14 protein-coding genes are annotated in these 14642 nt (G+C 68.2%); 8 read left to right on the forward strand and 6 right to left on the reverse strand.

Annotated features, from left to right (window positions below):
• Positions 1–129 precede the first annotated feature (129 nt).
• Positions 130–612 (reverse strand): YybH family protein, encoded by a 483-nt coding sequence (locus BLV94_RS34200; protein WP_072948086.1) that lies wholly within the window; start codon positions 610–612, stop codon positions 130–132.
• 217 nt (positions 613–829) lie between these two features.
• Between BLV94_RS34200 and BLV94_RS34205 the strand changes: the two genes are divergently transcribed.
• Positions 830–1102, forward strand: a complete 273-nt coding sequence (locus BLV94_RS34205; RefSeq protein WP_072948135.1) for an ANTAR domain-containing protein — start codon at positions 830–832, stop codon at positions 1100–1102.
• On the opposite strand, the gene BLV94_RS34210 is transcribed toward BLV94_RS34205, so the two are convergent.
• Positions 1099–1440, reverse strand: a complete 342-nt coding sequence (locus BLV94_RS34210) for a TraR/DksA family transcriptional regulator (protein ID WP_072948088.1) — start codon at positions 1438–1440, stop codon at positions 1099–1101. The two genes, BLV94_RS34205 and BLV94_RS34210, sit on opposite strands and share 4 nt — an antisense overlap.
• Positions 1441–1523: 83 nt before the next feature.
• Between BLV94_RS34210 and BLV94_RS34215 the strand changes: the two genes are divergently transcribed.
• On the forward strand, positions 1524–2285 hold the full coding sequence (locus BLV94_RS34215; RefSeq protein WP_072948090.1) for a class I SAM-dependent methyltransferase: 762 nt from the start codon (positions 1524–1526) through the stop codon (positions 2283–2285).
• 1 nt (position 2286) lies between these two features.
• Here the strand turns inward: BLV94_RS34215 and BLV94_RS34220 are convergent, their stop codons facing one another.
• Together BLV94_RS34220 and BLV94_RS34225 are read right to left on the reverse strand one after the other, a co-directional pair.
• On the reverse strand, positions 2287–2817 hold the full coding sequence (locus tag BLV94_RS34220; protein ID WP_072948092.1) for a DinB family protein: 531 nt from the start codon (positions 2815–2817) through the stop codon (positions 2287–2289).
• A 52-nt stretch (positions 2818–2869) separates the two neighbouring features.
• A complete protein-coding gene (locus BLV94_RS34225) occupies positions 2870–3889 on the reverse strand; it encodes an Lrp/AsnC family transcriptional regulator (protein ID WP_072948094.1) in 1020 nt (339 codons plus the stop codon).
• Between the two features lie 128 nt (positions 3890–4017).
• Here BLV94_RS34225 and BLV94_RS34230 point away from each other — a divergent pair, with 128 nt between their 5' ends.
• From BLV94_RS34230 to BLV94_RS34255, 6 genes are all read left to right on the forward strand, one after another.
• Positions 4018–5271, forward strand: coding sequence for a M20 metallopeptidase family protein (locus BLV94_RS34230; RefSeq protein WP_072948096.1), 1254 nt, complete (start codon positions 4018–4020; stop codon positions 5269–5271).
• The gene (locus BLV94_RS34235) at positions 5268–6596 is read left to right on the forward strand and encodes an MFS transporter (RefSeq protein WP_072948099.1); all 1329 of its coding nucleotides are present in this window, start codon (positions 5268–5270) and stop codon (positions 6594–6596) included. Before BLV94_RS34230 ends, BLV94_RS34235 begins: the two co-directional genes overlap by 4 nt.
• Before the next feature lie 84 nt (positions 6597–6680).
• Positions 6681–7823 (forward strand): alpha/beta hydrolase, encoded by a 1143-nt coding sequence (locus tag BLV94_RS34240; RefSeq protein ID WP_072948102.1) that lies wholly within the window; start codon positions 6681–6683, stop codon positions 7821–7823.
• Positions 7824–7998: 175 nt separating this feature from the next.
• Entirely contained in the window at positions 7999–9636 is a 1638-nt protein-coding gene (locus BLV94_RS34245; RefSeq protein ID WP_072948137.1) for a sigma-54-dependent Fis family transcriptional regulator, read from the forward strand.
• 116 nt (positions 9637–9752) lie between these two features.
• Positions 9753–11261, forward strand: a complete 1509-nt coding sequence (locus BLV94_RS34250) for an aldehyde dehydrogenase family protein (RefSeq protein WP_072948104.1) — start codon at positions 9753–9755, stop codon at positions 11259–11261.
• A 24-nt stretch (positions 11262–11285) separates the two neighbouring features.
• Positions 11286–12398 (forward strand): NDMA-dependent alcohol dehydrogenase, encoded by a 1113-nt coding sequence (locus tag BLV94_RS34255; protein ID WP_072948107.1) that lies wholly within the window; start codon positions 11286–11288, stop codon positions 12396–12398.
• 34 nt (positions 12399–12432) lie between these two features.
• On the opposite strand, the gene BLV94_RS34260 is transcribed toward BLV94_RS34255, so the two are convergent.
• Together BLV94_RS34260 and BLV94_RS34265 are read right to left on the reverse strand one after the other, a co-directional pair.
• Complete coding sequence (locus BLV94_RS34260) at positions 12433–13437, reverse strand: LLM class flavin-dependent oxidoreductase (RefSeq protein WP_072948139.1); 1005 nt, start codon at positions 13435–13437, stop codon at positions 12433–12435.
• 98 nt (positions 13438–13535) lie between these two features.
• Positions 13536–14519: an LLM class F420-dependent oxidoreductase gene (locus BLV94_RS34265; protein ID WP_072948110.1), complete on the reverse strand. Its 984-nt coding sequence runs from the start codon at positions 14517–14519 to the stop codon at positions 13536–13538.
• Positions 14520–14642 lie beyond the last annotated feature (123 nt).

Below are 14642 nucleotides of genomic sequence, written 5' to 3' on the forward strand. Positions count from 1 at the left end.
TCCACAGGGACTGCGCGGCGCACGGCCGTCCGATCGCGTCGGGCGGAGACCTCCACCCGGAAACCAGTATTCCGGAATGGCCGGTCTGCTCGGTTTCGATCCGCTGTTCTGGAGCCATTCAGAAATGCGCTATTCGGTCAACGGGAAGGCGTGCGACACGTGGATCTTCCAGCTGCCGTCCGGCTGGCGGCGGAACACGTCGACACCCGATTCGCGGACACTCTCGAGTACAGTGCCCGAAGCGTCGGTGACGGTGAGCGGCCACACCAGGCGCACCGCGGCGAGGTCGCCGTCGACGAGCACTTCGGCGATCTCGGGCGCCGCATAGGTGAACGTCCGGTCGGGGACGGTGAGTACCCGCTGAAACTGCGCGCACGTGGCGTCGTAGTTGCGGTCCTCGGTGCCGGGGTAGATCACGACGACGTCCGGGGCGAACAGCGAGCAGACCGCAGCCACGTCCTTGTTCGCGAAGTCGCGCGGCCACTGATTCAGGGCGTCCACGATCGATGCCTCGTCTCGGCCTGGTTCCGGCGACGCGGCGTATTCGTCGGCGCAACCCGAGGCCGCCGCGAGGACGAGAACGGCGACCACAGGAAAGCGCCGTGCGCCCATCCGGCCTCCGTTCGGTGGCACCGTCCGTCCCCTACCGACGGGTAGAACCAGGGAGTAGTAACGAGAGTTACAAGTATCTTGCCGGAGTTCGTATCCTCCTGTCGAGAAACAACTTTCGGACACGGTCTCGATTCGGCAACGTAGACCACCGGATCGTGATGTGATGTGGTCACACCAGACCGGCAACGCCCAGTGGCGACACCTCAGAGGCGGAATATTGACGATCGAAGCTCACCGCGACACCCGCGCGACACGGCACCTGTCCGCATTGGACGCTGCAATTCAGATCCTGACCACCGCGCGCGGAAGCTCGTACAGCGCGGACCAGGCCTTCGACGAACTCCTCGACTCCTCCATGCGGCATCAGGTCGATGTCGGCGATCTGGCCGAAGCCCTCGCCGACCTCGCCGACGGCATCCGTCCCGAGGCCGACGACCACCGCCGGGCCCGCGACGTGGCTGCGCGCGAGTGGGGAGCCTTCCTGCCCTAACCGGCGCAGTCGATACACGTCAGGGCGGCGGGGAGCGCGTCGAGCCGAACCTCGGCGATCGGCCGGCCGCACCGGATGCAGAGGCCGTACGTCCCGCTGTCGAGCCGCTGCTGCGCCGCCGCCAGATCCTCGACCTCGCGCCGGGCGTCGGCCAGCAGCGCCGACACCTGGGCCCGTTCGAACGCGATGGTCGAGCCCTCCGGATCGTGTTCGTCGTCGTCCGTGGTGAATTCCGAACCCTCCACGATCGCGGTGAAACGCCCGGTCAGCGACGCGATGCGACGCTCGGCGTCGGCGCGTTCCTCGGCGATTCGGGTGCGCTGCTCCGGGACGGTCATGTCTGGGTCAACATCGATGACTGCCCGGTGCTTCCCCGATAATCCGCTCGATCGATCCGGATCTTTCTGTCAGGCTTCCCGGCATGGCGCGCACATTCGAGGATCTGGTGGCCGAGGCGGAATCCGTCTCGGTGGACGGCTGGGATTTCTCCTGGCTCGACGGCCGGGCCACCGAACAGCGGCCGTCGTGGGGGTATCAGCGCCTGATGGGTGAACGGCTCGCGCGGGCGAAGGCTGCTCTGGACATCCAGACCGGCGGTGGGGAGGTCCTCGCCGGCGCCGCGACGATGCCTCGCGTGATGGTGGCGACGGAATCGTGGCCGCCGAACGTCGCGAAGGCCACGGCACTACTGCATCCGCTCGGCGCGGTTGTCGTGGCCGACGCGGACGAGCCGCCGCTGCCGTTCGCCGACGGCGCGTTCGACCTGGTGACCAGCAGGCACCCCGCCACGGTGTGGTGGGACGAGATCGCCCGCGTCCTGCAACCCGGAGGCACGTACCTCTCCCAGCACGTCGGGCACGCGAGCGTCTTCGAACTCGTCGAATACTTCCTGGGGCCGCAACCCGAGAACGTGCGCCGCGGCCGCCACTACGAGGACGAGAGCGCGGATGCCGAAGCCGCGGGACTCGAGGTCGTCGATCTCCGTTTCGAATCTCTGCGGATCGAGTTCTTCGACATCGGCGCCGTCGTCTACTTCCTGCGCAAGGTGATCTGGATGGTGCCCGGCTTCACCGCCGCGCAGTACCGCGACCGACTGCGGGAACTCCACGACCGGATCGAGGCGGACGGCCCGTTCGTGGCCCACTCGACCCGCTTCCTCATCGACGCCCGCAAACGCGGCTGACTCAGCTCGTCGCCATCGACTTGTCGAGGGATTCCCGGATGATGTCGGCGTGCCCGGCGTGCTGGGCCGTTTCACCGATGATGTGGAGCAGCACCCGGCGCGCGGACCAGCGCGATCCCGGTTCGAACCACGGCGCCTTCGGCAGCGGATGCGAGATGTCGAGGTCGGGCAGCGCGGCCACGATCTCGTCGGTCCGGTGCGCCACCTTCGCGTAACGGTCGAGGACGCCGGCCAGGGTCTCGTCGGCGCGAAGGGTGAATTCCTTCTCGCGATTGCCGGTGCCGGTGCCGTCCACGGGGCCGCCGCGGACGGCGTCCGTGCCGCGCACGATGAAATCGGCCCACACCCGTTCGGTGTCCGACACGTGTTTGACGAGTCCGCCCAGGCACAGCACGCTCGCCGTCGGGCGCCGGGCCGCCTGCTCGTCGGTGAGGTCGCGGACGGTGTGGCGGAGCAGGTACCGGTGCTTCGCCAGCGACTCCAGCAAGTCGGCACGCTCGCCGGTAGTCGACGTTTTCGCGGTAGAGGTCACGGGGGATCACCTGCTCCAGCCGGTCCGATGATGGCGCATTCGACCGTAGCGGTCAGCCGCCATGCGCGGTGACATAACCGGTCGCTCGGCCGTGGGTGTCGAGTTCCCACCCCATCCGCTTCCGGGACCGGAGCGTCACCGAGGAGTCGATGATCTCGAGGCTGGGGGCGCGGGTCTCCAGCCACTCCTGCACCCGCAGCAGGTCGGGCAGTGAAGACACCCACATGCTGACGAGGAAGTTCGCGGGTCCGGTCATCGACATGCACAAGCGCAGTTCGGGGCGGGTGTTGACGACCTCCACGACGTCGCGGTGCGCGCGCACGGGCAGGCGGCACCACCACGTGACGGTGATGGGCCACCGCGTCGCGTTCTGGGCGACGTCGCAGCGCAGCACCACCGTGCGGGAGCGCAGCAACCCGGCGAGTTGCCTGCGCACCGAGGACGCGGGCCGGTCGATCACCGCGGCGATCTCGCGCGCGGACGCCCGGCCGTTCCGGGTGAGTTCGCGGACGAGCGCGCGGGCGACCTCGTCCGTCAGGCTCTCCGGCCGGCTCGATCCGGACTGCAGAGGGGTGTTCTCCAGTGCCGCGATCGCGGCGGACTGCGCCGTGTCCAGGGAGTCGAGGCGCCACCGGCTGCCCTCCGCGTGGAGTGCGGTGCACGTGTGCGTCCGGGTCGAATTGACGCTCGGGTGGCGGGGCAACTCCTCGAGCACCAGGTCCGACAACTCGTGCAACGACCCCGTCTGCACGGTCAGGATGAGGTCCCGGCCACGCGCCGCATGCTCGATCGACGACACCCGCGGGTCCCGGGTGAGCGCCTCGACCAGTGCCTTCGTGCCGGCGAGGTCGCACGTCACCTCGATCATCGCGGTGAACGCCCCCGCACCCGTCATCGGTGCGGGATAGGCGGTGATCCAGGCCAGTCCGCGCTCGGTGACCGATTCCCACCGCCGTGCGAGGGTCGCGGACGTCGCGCGGAGGATCGGGGCCAGCTCGGCCCACGTCGCCCGGGGACGGATTTGCAGGGCGTGAATGAGCGAAAGCTCGGATTCGGTCAGCATCTCGCTCATAAAGCTCTTTCTGATTCGGTGAGAATGATCGTTTTCGACGTTATCGGTGGTCCGTCGTTCCGTGGCTCACAGCATATGACCACCGACGCATTCGGTCCCGAACGTGACCACCGACATAAGGGAGAGCAATGGATCTCTTGGACGACGCCCGCGCTCTGCAGGGCGACCTCGCGCAGTTGCGGCGTGTACTGCACCGCGAACCCGAGGTCGGTCTGGACCTGCCGCGCACGCAGGAAACGGTCCTCGCGGCGTTGGACGGACTGCCGCTCGAGATCTCGACGGGAACCCGCACGACGTCCGTGACCGCGGTGCTCCGGGGTGGCCGACGCTCGGCGGGCGCCGCGCCGACGGTGCTGCTGCGCGCCGACATGGACGGACTGCCGGTCACCGAACAGACCGGACTCGACTTCGCGGCGCAGAACGGCGCCATGCACGGATGCGGGCACGACCTGCACACCGCGGCGCTCGTCGGGGCCGCGCAACTGCTCAGCCGGCACCGCGACCGGTTGGCGGGCGACGTCGTCCTGATGTTCCAGCCCGGCGAGGAGGGGTGGGACGGCGCCAAGGTGATGGTCGACGAGGGCGTCCTCGACGCGTCCGGTCGGCGCGCGAACACCGCGTACGGCATGCACGTCTTCTCCTGCCAGAAGCCGCAGGGCCGCTTCTTCTCCAAGGCGGGCACCCTGCTCGCGGCGTCGTACAAACTGACCGTGACGGTGCGCGGGGCGGGTGGCCACGGCTCGTCCCCGTCGACCGCCCGGGATCCGATCACCGCGATGGCCGAGATGATCACGTCGCTGCAGACCATGATCACCCGGACGTTTGACGTGTTCGACCCCGTCGTCGTGACCGTCGCGAACGTGCGGGCCGGATCGCGGCACAACATCATTCCCGACGATGCGCGGTTCGAGGCGACCGTCCGGTGCTATTCGCCCGCCACGTACGAGAAGGTGCCGGGAGCGCTGCGCAGGGTGCTCGAGGGGGTCGCGTCCGCGCAACGCGTCGACGTCGAGGTCGACGTGGCCCCGGAGTTCCCGATGACGATCAACGACGTGGACGAGGTCGCGTTCGGCGCCGAAGTCGTCAGCGACCTCATGGGCGAGGACCGCTACGAGACGGTCACGCATCCGATGGCCGGGTCCGAGGACTTCTCCTACGTCCTGCAGGAGGTGCCCGGCGCGTTCATCGGGCTGGGCGCGTGCATGCCCGGCGCCGATCCCGCTGCGGCTCCCATGAACCATTCGCCGCGGGCGCAATTCGACGACGCGGTGCTCGCGGACGCCGCCACCATCTACGCTGGGCTGGCCGTTCGACGTCTGGAAAAGGCGCAGTCCGGCGATGCCCGGCTCGAGAATGCCGCGGCCGGAGGTGACGCACGATGACCGGGATCGCTACCGAAAGCGGGTCCGTAAACGCAGGCCAGCCCACCGTCCGTCAGCGGTCCGAGCGCTGGGAGAAGGCTCGCGCGATCGTCGGCGTGGGCACGGGCAACGGGATCGAGTACTTCGACTGGACCGTCTACGCCACGTTCGCCGCGTTCTTCGCCCCGCAGTTCTTCCACACCGGGTCCGCCGTCTCCGACCTGCTGGCGTCGTTCGGCGTCTTCGCCGTCGGATTCGTTGCCAGGCCGTTCGGCGGTCTGCTGTTCGGCTGGCTGTCGGACCGCCGGGGACGCAAGCTGTCCATGACGCTCGCCGTCGGCCTCGCCGCGATCGGCAGCCTGGTCATCGGCCTGACCCCGACCCATCAGACGATCGGTGTCGCGGCGGCGGTGGTCCTCGTCGTGGCGCGTCTCGCGCAGGGCGTCGCGCACGGCGGCGAATTACCGTCCGCACAGACCTACATCGTGGAATTCGCGCCGACGGCGCGGCGCGGACTCTGGTCCAGCCTCATCTACATCTCCAACACCACCGGAGTAGTGGTGGGCACGCTGCTCGGCGCATTGCTCACGACAACACTGAGTTCGGAGCAGATGGCCGACTGGGGTTGGCGGGTGCCGTTCCTGCTAGGCGGCGTGCTCGGCCTGTTCGTGCTGTGGATGCGGTCCCGGATGAGCGAGACCGAGGTCTACGAGGAGTCGGGTGAGGACACCGCGAGGCAGTCGATGTGGCAACTGTTCGTGGCGCATCGGCGGCAGGTGTTCCAAATCCTGTTCTTCACGGTCGGCGGCACCGTCGTCTACTACGTGTGGGCGGTGTCGGCGCCGGCGTACGCGATCACGGTCCGGGGTATCGATCCGTCCGGCGCACTGTGGGCGGGGGTCGGCGCGAACCTCGTACTGATTGCGTCGCTGCCCTTCTGGGGTGCGGTGTCGGACCGGATCGGACGCAAACCGGTGCTGTACATCGGCAACCTCGGCATCGCGGCCCTGCTGTTTCCGCTCAACGCCATGATCGGGCACAGTGCGCTCACCCTGTTCTTCGCGATGGCGATCGCCCTGTTCGTGATGGGCGCGCTCCTGGCAGTCATGCCGGCGATGATGGCCGAACTCTTCCCGACCGGGCTGCGCGCCGCCGGTGTCGGGGTGCCGTACTCGATCGGGGTGGCGGCGTTCGGCGGGACGGCGGCGTACGTCCAGACGTTCTTCGCCGACCGTGGGTCGCCGGAACTGTTCGAGTGGTACGCCCTCGCGCTCATCGCGGTCTCGACCGTCGCGCTGGTCACGATCCCGGAAACCAGGGGACGGGATCTGGCCGCCCAGCACTAGCCCACGTGAGCGGCAAAGAGTGCTCCGGCACGCTTTGCCGCTCACGTGTGGGATCTTGAAGCGGTGAAGACACACTCGGTACGTATGGCGCGAGCCGCCGCATCCGTCGCGATCGCCTCCCTGACGGTCGGCGGCACGTGCCTCGTCTCCCCGGCCGCGTTCGCCGACGAGGCCGACCGCACGCCGGGGAGCGTCGTGGACGTCGAGCCGCTGCCCGCCGACCTCTGGATCCCCGGTACCGCCGACGCACAGCGAATCACGTACTGGTCGATCGGGTCCGACGGAGGTCCCGCACTCAGCAGCGGTGCCGTGTACGTGCCACCGGGGGACGCGCCCGACGGGGGCTGGCCGGTGGTCGCGTGGGCGCACGGCACGTCCGGACTCGCGGACGACTGCGCGCCCTCGCTCGTCGGTCCTGCGCTCCCCGAGCGTGACTACCCGTACCTCGGACGGTGGCTCGAGCAGGGATACGCCGTCGTCTCCACCGATTACGTCGGCCTCGGCACACCCGGTGTGATGCCCTATCTCGACGGAAAGGTCGAGGCGCACAGCGTCGTCGACTCGGTGAAGGCCGCACGCGCCGTCGACGAGTCGCTGTCGAACAAGTGGGTGGTCGTCGGGCAGTCGCAGGGTGGCGGGGCCGCGATCACGACCGCCCGCTACGCCACCGAGTTCGGCGGGGAGACGCTGGACTACCGCGGGGCCGTGGGAACGGGCGTTCCCGCGAACATCGAACTGACACTGCTGCCGCTCGGCCCAGGGGTGCCACCCACGGCGATCCCCGCCGGCCTCACGTCGTACCTGTTCTACATCCTCGCGGGACTGCGGTCGGCGCACCCCGAGATCGACCTCGACTCGTACCTCACACCCCTCGGCGCGCACTACGTGGACGCTGCGGAACAGCTGTGCGTCAACGAACTTCACGATGCTGCGGAGGGTGTGGTGGTCGGTGACCTGTTCAGCAAGCCGTTGAACACGATTCCGAACTTCCACGGCATGCTCGTGGACTACATGGGCGTCCCGACGAGCGGATACGACCGTCCCCTGTTCATCGGGCAGGGGCTCACCGACATCGACGTGCCCGCGCCGTCGGCGTTCTCGCTGGTCGCCGCGCTCACCGCGAACGGTGAGCCGGTCACGTTCACGACGTATCCCACCGACCACAGCGGCACGCTCGTCGGTTCGCAGGCCGACACCATCCCGTTCGTGCGGGGCCTGTTCGGCTGACCGATCGGGGACTGTCCAGAATCCGGACAGTTGCTCGCCGCGTCCCGCGGGCACTATGGCGTGGGTCACACGGTGTGGGTACGTTCGGATGTGAGTCGTGCACCGGTGCACGACCGGATCCGCGCGCGGCAAGGAGTCGAGGTTGGAGTTTGGCGGCACGACCGGGCACGCGGCGATGCGGCCGGAGATCGCGTTGTCCTGGAAGCGTTCGGCGCTCAGCGGGCTGGAACCGACGTCGACGCCGAGCGATGATCCCTGTCCCGACCTGGACAAGTCCAGTCGGCTGCTGCAGGCGGCCCGGCCCGTCCTCGACGAGATGGAACAGCAGATCCAGGGCACCGGTTTCTGTGTCCTGCTCGCCGACCGCGACTGCCGCATCGTCGCCCGGCTGTTCGACGGCGGCAAACTCGAGCGCCTGATCGACGGCGCCGGGGCGGTGCTGGGATCGAGGTTCGGCGAGGACTGCGTCGGGACCACCGCGCTGGGGACGCCGCTGGAAGTCCGGCGCGGAGTCGTGATCCACGGCGAGGAGCACTACCTCGACCGGTTCAAGGACCTCAGCTGTTACGGACACCCGATCGTGCATCCGGTGACGCGCCGCGTCGAGGGCATCCTCGACATGACGGGCGTCGCGTCGCGGGCCAACCCGCTGTTCGCCCCGTTCCTGGCCCGCGCGGCCGGCGACATCGAGCGACGGCTGCTCGAGGGGTCCCGGGTGTCGCAGCAGCGGCTCGTGGACGCGTTCCAGCGGGTGTCGCCGCAGAATCAGATGGCGGTCACCGCGATCGGCGAGGACATCCTGCTCAGCAACCGGGTCGCCCTCGATCTGCTCCAGGTGTCCGATCACGCGACGCTGCGGGGGCTTGCCGCGGATCTGCGCCCGGAGCAGTCGAAGACGGTGCGGATCCGATTGTCCTCGGGCGAACCGGCGTTGGTCCGGGCCGACCACGTGGCGGGCACCGACGGCGGCGCGGTGTTCGTCGTCCGCCCGGACCGCCGGACGAGCACCCCCATCCGGCGCGGCAAGTCGCCGTCGAGTTCCGTCGTCGAACGCAGCAGGTCGGAGTTGTCGCGGCTGCGCGAGACCCGGGATCCGGTGGTGATCAGCGGCGAACCGGGAACCGGCAGGACCACGGCGGTCCGCGATCTGGCCGGCGACCGGTCGCTCGTATGTATGGACGCTGCCACGATCGCTCTCGACGGTGCCGAGGCCTGGATCGATCGACTGCTCGCCCTGGTGGCGGGACCCTCCGCGGTCCTGGCGATCGAAGAGGTGCAGTTGCTGCCCGAATCGATGCTGCCGCTGGTCGTGAAGATGCTGGCGGCCGACGCGGGTCCCCGGATCGTGATGACCAGTTCGCCGCTCGGTGACCTGCCGCCGGGAGTGGCCGGTCTGGCAGGCCGGTGCCCCGGACAGGTGGTGCTGCCGCCGCTGCGGCAACGCACCCGCGAGTTCGCGGACATCGCGCAGGCGGTCCTCGACTCCGTCGAACCGGGCCTCCGGCTCTCGGCGAGCGCGCTGGACGCTCTGATCGCCCGCGACTGGCCGGGCAACATCGCGGAACTGTCCGTCGTGTTGCAGGCGGCCGCGCGCGGGCGCACCAGTGCGCACCTCGCTGTCGCGGATCTGCCCGACCAGTATCGGACGCCGCCGCGGGTGTCCCGGCTGGCGGGCCGCGAACGCGCCGAACGCCAGGCCATCGTCGACGCACTGCAGGAAAGTGGCGGCAACAAGGTGCACGCCGCGGCCGCGCTGGGCATCAGCCGCAGCACGCTCTACGTCCGGATGCGGGCCCTCGATATCACCGTCTAGCTGCAGTTTCATCCACCGATCCGCGACCGTCCGGAGGTGTCCGAAGTCAGGACAGTTAGTGATATGGCAATCAGTGCACTATGAGCCACGTCACATTCACAACTTCGGAGGTTTTGATGACAGCGACGATCGAACCCAGCCAAGCGGAACTCTTGCCGTCGGTACGGAACTTTCTGTCCGGCACCAAGCGATTCCTCGTCGGCGGGCAGTGGGTGGAATCGGCCAGCGGCGAGACGTTCGAGACCATCGACCCCGCCAACGGGCAGGTGCTGACCACCGTCGCACGCGGTGGCGCCGAGGACGTCGACCGTGCAGTCCGGGCCGCACGCACGGCGTTCGACGAGGGCCCGTGGTCCACCATGAAGCCCAACGAGCGCGAACGCCTCATCTGGCGGGTCGGCGACATCCTCTCCGAGCGCGCCGAGGAATTCGGTCAGCTCGAGGCGCTGGACAACGGCAAGTCGGCGGGCATCGCCGCGGCCGTCGACGTCGCCTGGTCGGCCGACATCTTCCGCTACTTCGCGGGCTGGGCCACCAAGATCGAGGGCAGCACGGTCAACGTGAGCATGCCGTTCGTCCCCGGCGGCCAGTTCCACGCGTACACGCTTCGTGAACCCGTCGGCGTCTGTGGACTGATCGTTCCCTGGAACTTCCCGCTGCTGATGGCCGCGTTCAAGCTGGCCCCCGCGCTCGCGGCGGGCAACACGGTGATCCTCAAGCCCGCGGAGCAGACCCCGCTCACCGCGATCCTGCTCGGTGAGGTGTTCGAGGAGGCCGGCTTCCCGCCCGGCGTCGTCAACATCGTCACCGGCTTCGGCGACGCCGGGGCCGCGCTGTCGGCTCACGACGACGTCGACAAGATCGCGTTCACCGGCTCCACCGAGGTCGGGAAGAAGATCGTCGACGCCGCCCGCGGCAACCTGAAGAAGGTGTCGCTCGAACTCGGCGGCAAGAGCGCCAACGTCGTGTTCGCGGACGCGGACTTCGACGCCGCCGTCACCGGATCGCTCAACGCCTGGCTGTTCAACCACGGCCAGTGCTGCGTCGCAGGAACCCGGATGTTCGTCGAGGACAGCATCTTCGACGACTTCACCGCCGCGGTCGCCGAGGCCGCGAGCCAGGTCAAGATCGGCCCCGGACTCGACCCCACCACCCAGCTCGGACCGCTCGTGTCGCAGGAACAGTTCGACAAGGTCACTGGCTATCTGGCCGCCGGACTCGCCGACGGCGCCCGCGCCCTCACCGGCGGAAAGCGCTGGGGCGACACCGGCTTCTACGTCGAGCCGACGGTGTTCGTCGACGTGAAGCCCGAATTCAGCATCGTCGAGGAAGAGATCTTCGGCCCGGTCGTCGCCGCGCTGCCCTTCAACGCGGAGGAGGGCGTCGCGAAGGCGGCGAACAGCAGCATCTACGGCCTCGCCGCCGGAATCTGGACCAAGGACCTGTCCAAGGCGCACCTCACGGCCCGCCAGCTCAAGGCCGGTTCGGTGTGGATCAACCAGTACAACGGGTTCGACACCGCCATGCCGTTCGGTGGCTACAAGCAGTCCGGGTGGGGGCGTGAGCTCGGGGCCACCGCCATCGACCTCTACACCCAGACCAAAGCCGTCAACATCGCACTCTGACCGTCACTCAACGAGGAGAAAGACATGAAGACCAAAGCAGCGGTTCTGTTCGAAACGCACAAGCCGTTCGAAATCGTGGAACTCGAGCTCGACGGTCCGGGTCCCGGCGAAGTGCTCATCAAGTATGTCGCGGCAGGCCTCTGCCACTCGGACCTGCACCTCACCGACGGCGATCTGCCGCCGCGGTTCCCCATCGTCGGTGGGCACGAGGGTTCCGGCATCATCGAGGAAGTCGGCCCCGGTGTCACCAAGGTGAAGCCCGGCGATCACGTGGTCTGCAGCTTCATCCCGAACTGCGGCACGTGTCGTTACTGCGCCACGGGCCGTCAGAACCTGTGCGACATGGGTGCCACCATCCTCGAGGGTTCGATGCCGGACGGTTCGTTCCGGTTCCACTCGGGCAAGCAGGATTTCGGCGCCATGTGCATGCTCGGCACGTTCGCGGAGCGGGCCACGATCTCGCAGCACTCGGTGGTCAAGGTGGACGACTGGCTTCCGCTGGAGACCGCCGTCCTCGTCGGCTGCGGTGTGCCGTCCGGTTGGGGCACCGCGGTGTACGCCGGCGGCGTGCGCGCCGGTGACACCGTCGTCATCTACGGCATCGGCGGACTCGGCATCAACGCCGTGCAGGGCGCGGTCAGCGCCGGCGCCAAGTACGTCGTGGTGGTGGACCCGGTGGCGATGAAGCGGGAGGCCGCCCTGAAGTTCGGCGCCACCCACGCGTTCGCCGACGCCGCAACCGCGGCGGAGAAGGTCAACGAACTGACCTGGGGCCAGGGCGCCGATCAGGCCCTCATCCTGGTGGGCACCGTCGACGAAGAGGTGGTGCAGAACGCGACCGCCGTCATCGGTAAGGGCGGCACCGTCGTCATCACCGGCCTCGCCGACCCCGCGAAGCTCACGGTGCACATCTCGGGAACCGACCTGACCCTGAACCAGAAGACGATCAAGGGTTCGCTGTTCGGCTCGGCCAATCCGCAGTACGACATCGTCCGCCTGCTGCGGCTGTACGACGCGGGTCAGCTCAAGCTCGACGAGCTGATCACCACCAAGTACACGCTCGAGCAGGTGAACGAGGGCTACCAGGATCTGCGGGACGGAAAGAACCTGCGTGGCGTGATCGTCCACCAGCAGTAGGCGGCTTCGCCGCCCGTGCGCCTTTCTGGTTGTGCTAGCTACCAGAAAGGCGCACGGGTGCGGAGCGCCACACGTCGGCGAGCAGGTCGTACGTCTTCAGCCAGGACTCGGTGTTCTCGGCGTGGGAGGCGACGATCAGTTCGTCGGCCTGTGCGTGCTCGGCGAACTCGTCGAGGTACGTCTTGACCTCGGTGGGTGTGCCGACCGCCGAGTACCGCACCATCTGCGCGACCTGCTGACCCGCCGGGGACGTCATGATGAGGTCGACCTCCTCGGGTGTGAACTTCTGACCGCGTCCAACCATTTGCACCACCCGTCGCCGCAGCGAGGCCTCGAACTGCCGGTGCGCGTCCTCGGTGGTGTCCGCGGCGATGGCGTTGACGCCGGCGATCACGTACGGCTCGGACAGCTCCTCGGACGGTTCGAACCGTTCCCGGTACAGCGTGACGGCGTCCACGAGCGAGTCGGGGGAGAAGTGGGACGCGTTGGCGTAGGGCAGGCCGAATTTCGCGGCGAGCTGCGCGCCGAACAGCGAGGATCCGAGGATGTACAGGGGAACGTTGGTGCCCTTGCCGGGAATCGCATCGACGCCGGGCACCCGTGACACGCCTTTGAGGTACGCCTGGAGTTCCAGCACGTCCTGCGGGAACCGGTCCGCGGACGCCGCGTCGCGGCGCAGTGCGTACATCGTCTTCTGGTCGCTGCCGGGGGCGCGGCCGAGTCCGAGGTCGATGCGGCCGGGGTGCAGGGTCGCGAGGGTGCCGAACTGCTCGGCGATCGTCAGCGGCGCGTGGTTGGGCAGCATGATGCCACCGGCGCCGAGCCGGATGTTCTGGGTGTGCGCGGCGACGTGCGCGATGAGGACGCTCGTCGCCGAGGAGCCGATCGACGGCATGTTGTGGTGCTCGGCGTACCAGATGCGGCGGTACCCGCGGGTCTCCGCGAGTTGCGCCAGTTTCACGCTCGCGTCGAAACTGTCCCGCGCCGTGTCGCCCTCGCGGATGTAGGCCAGATCCAGAATCGACAGAACAGCACTCACGGGCTTCTTCACCTTTCGTCACCGAGGTGCGAGAGGTTAGCCTCGCGCACTACCTCCGGGTACAACCGCGGAGGCAGTGCGCGTATTCCTGGCCGGTGTCAGGCCTCGACGAGTGGTCGCAACGTGCGGCCGGTGAGTTCCACGATGCCGGGTTCGTGCCCGTTGGCGACGAGATTGAGGACGACGCCGTCGATTCCCGGATCGAGGACCCGGGTCTTCAGCTGCTCGGCCACCTCGTCGGGGGCACCGCAGAACTGCCGGTCGGTGGCGGCGGCGCGTTCCTCGTCCGACGCCTTCGACAGGTCGACGCCCCGCGCGAGCAGGAACTCGTGCTGGAGTTGGCGGGCGCGGTCGCCGTCCTCGTCGATGATGACGAAGGCCAGATAGCTGGTCTCCAGCGTGGACCGGTCGCGGCCGATCTCCGAACAGCGCGCGTCGAGGGCTTCGAGCTTGCGCGGCAACTCGCTCGCGTTGCAGATGATGTTCAGGTGATCGGCGAACCGGGCGGCGAGACCGAACGTCTTCTTCTCCCCGCCACCACCGAGCATGATCGGCAGGTCGTCGCGGATCCGCGGCTCGTTGATCGCGTTCTCGACGTGGTACCACTTGCCGTCGAACGTCGGGCGCTGACCGTGCAGCATCGGCGCGATGATCTGAAGCGCCTCGTCGAGCCGTTCGAACCGGTCGGTGAACGTGCCGAACTCGTAGCCGTACTGCTGGTGCTCGAGTTCGAACCAGCCGGCCCCGATCCCGAGGACGGCGCGTCCGCCGCTGGCGACGTCCAGGGTGGTCACCGCCTTCGCGAGCATGGGTGGGTTGCGGTACGTGTTGCCGGTGACGAGGGCGGACAGCTGAATGTTCTCGGTGGCCGTGGCGAGGGCGCCGAGCGCGGTGTACGCCTCGAGCATCGGTTCGTCGGGCTCACCGAGGCCGGGCAGCTGATAGAAGTGATCCATCACGAATGCGGTGTCGAAGCCCGCGGATTCGGCCTCACGGGCCTGTGCGATCACGGTCGGGAACAGGTCCGCGACCGGGGTGGAGTAACTGAAATTCGGCATCTGGTATCCAAGGCGAATAGTCACCCGATCGACGCTACTCGGATGGCGGCTGGGGCACCTCCTTTATTTCGAGGGTAGGAAGTGATCACCCTGGGGTCCCTGTTGCGCCACCTGTGGGTGGTGCACGCTAACGGTAGTGCCGTATCC

This window comes from Rhodococcus koreensis (assembly GCF_900105905.1).
Taxonomy (GTDB): Bacteria; Actinomycetota; Actinomycetes; order Mycobacteriales; family Mycobacteriaceae; genus Rhodococcus_F; species Rhodococcus_F koreensis.

What these genes read in the sequence shown, in the direction of transcription:
- BLV94_RS34200 (WP_072948086.1), bottom strand. Translation starts at nt 612, where the DNA reads ATGGGCGCACGGCGCTTTCCTGTGGTCGCCGTTCTCGTCCTCGCGGCG.
- BLV94_RS34210 (WP_072948088.1), bottom strand. Translation starts at nt 1,440, where the DNA reads ATGACCGTCCCGGAGCAGCGCACCCGAATCGCCGAGGAACGCGCCGAC.
- BLV94_RS34215 (WP_072948090.1), top strand. Translation starts at nt 1,524, where the DNA reads ATGGCGCGCACATTCGAGGATCTGGTGGCCGAGGCGGAATCCGTCTCG.
- BLV94_RS34225 (WP_072948094.1), bottom strand. Translation starts at nt 3,889, where the DNA reads ATGAGCGAGATGCTGACCGAATCCGAGCTTTCGCTCATTCACGCCCTG.
- BLV94_RS34230 (WP_072948096.1), top strand. Translation starts at nt 4,018, where the DNA reads ATGGATCTCTTGGACGACGCCCGCGCTCTGCAGGGCGACCTCGCGCAG.
- BLV94_RS34235 (WP_072948099.1), top strand. Translation starts at nt 5,268, where the DNA reads ATGACCGGGATCGCTACCGAAAGCGGGTCCGTAAACGCAGGCCAGCCC.
- BLV94_RS34240 (WP_072948102.1), top strand. Translation starts at nt 6,681, where the DNA reads ATGGCGCGAGCCGCCGCATCCGTCGCGATCGCCTCCCTGACGGTCGGC.
- BLV94_RS34245 (WP_072948137.1), top strand. Translation starts at nt 7,999, where the DNA reads ATGCGGCCGGAGATCGCGTTGTCCTGGAAGCGTTCGGCGCTCAGCGGG.
- BLV94_RS34250 (WP_072948104.1), top strand. Translation starts at nt 9,753, where the DNA reads ATGACAGCGACGATCGAACCCAGCCAAGCGGAACTCTTGCCGTCGGTA.
- BLV94_RS34255 (WP_072948107.1), top strand. Translation starts at nt 11,286, where the DNA reads ATGAAGACCAAAGCAGCGGTTCTGTTCGAAACGCACAAGCCGTTCGAA.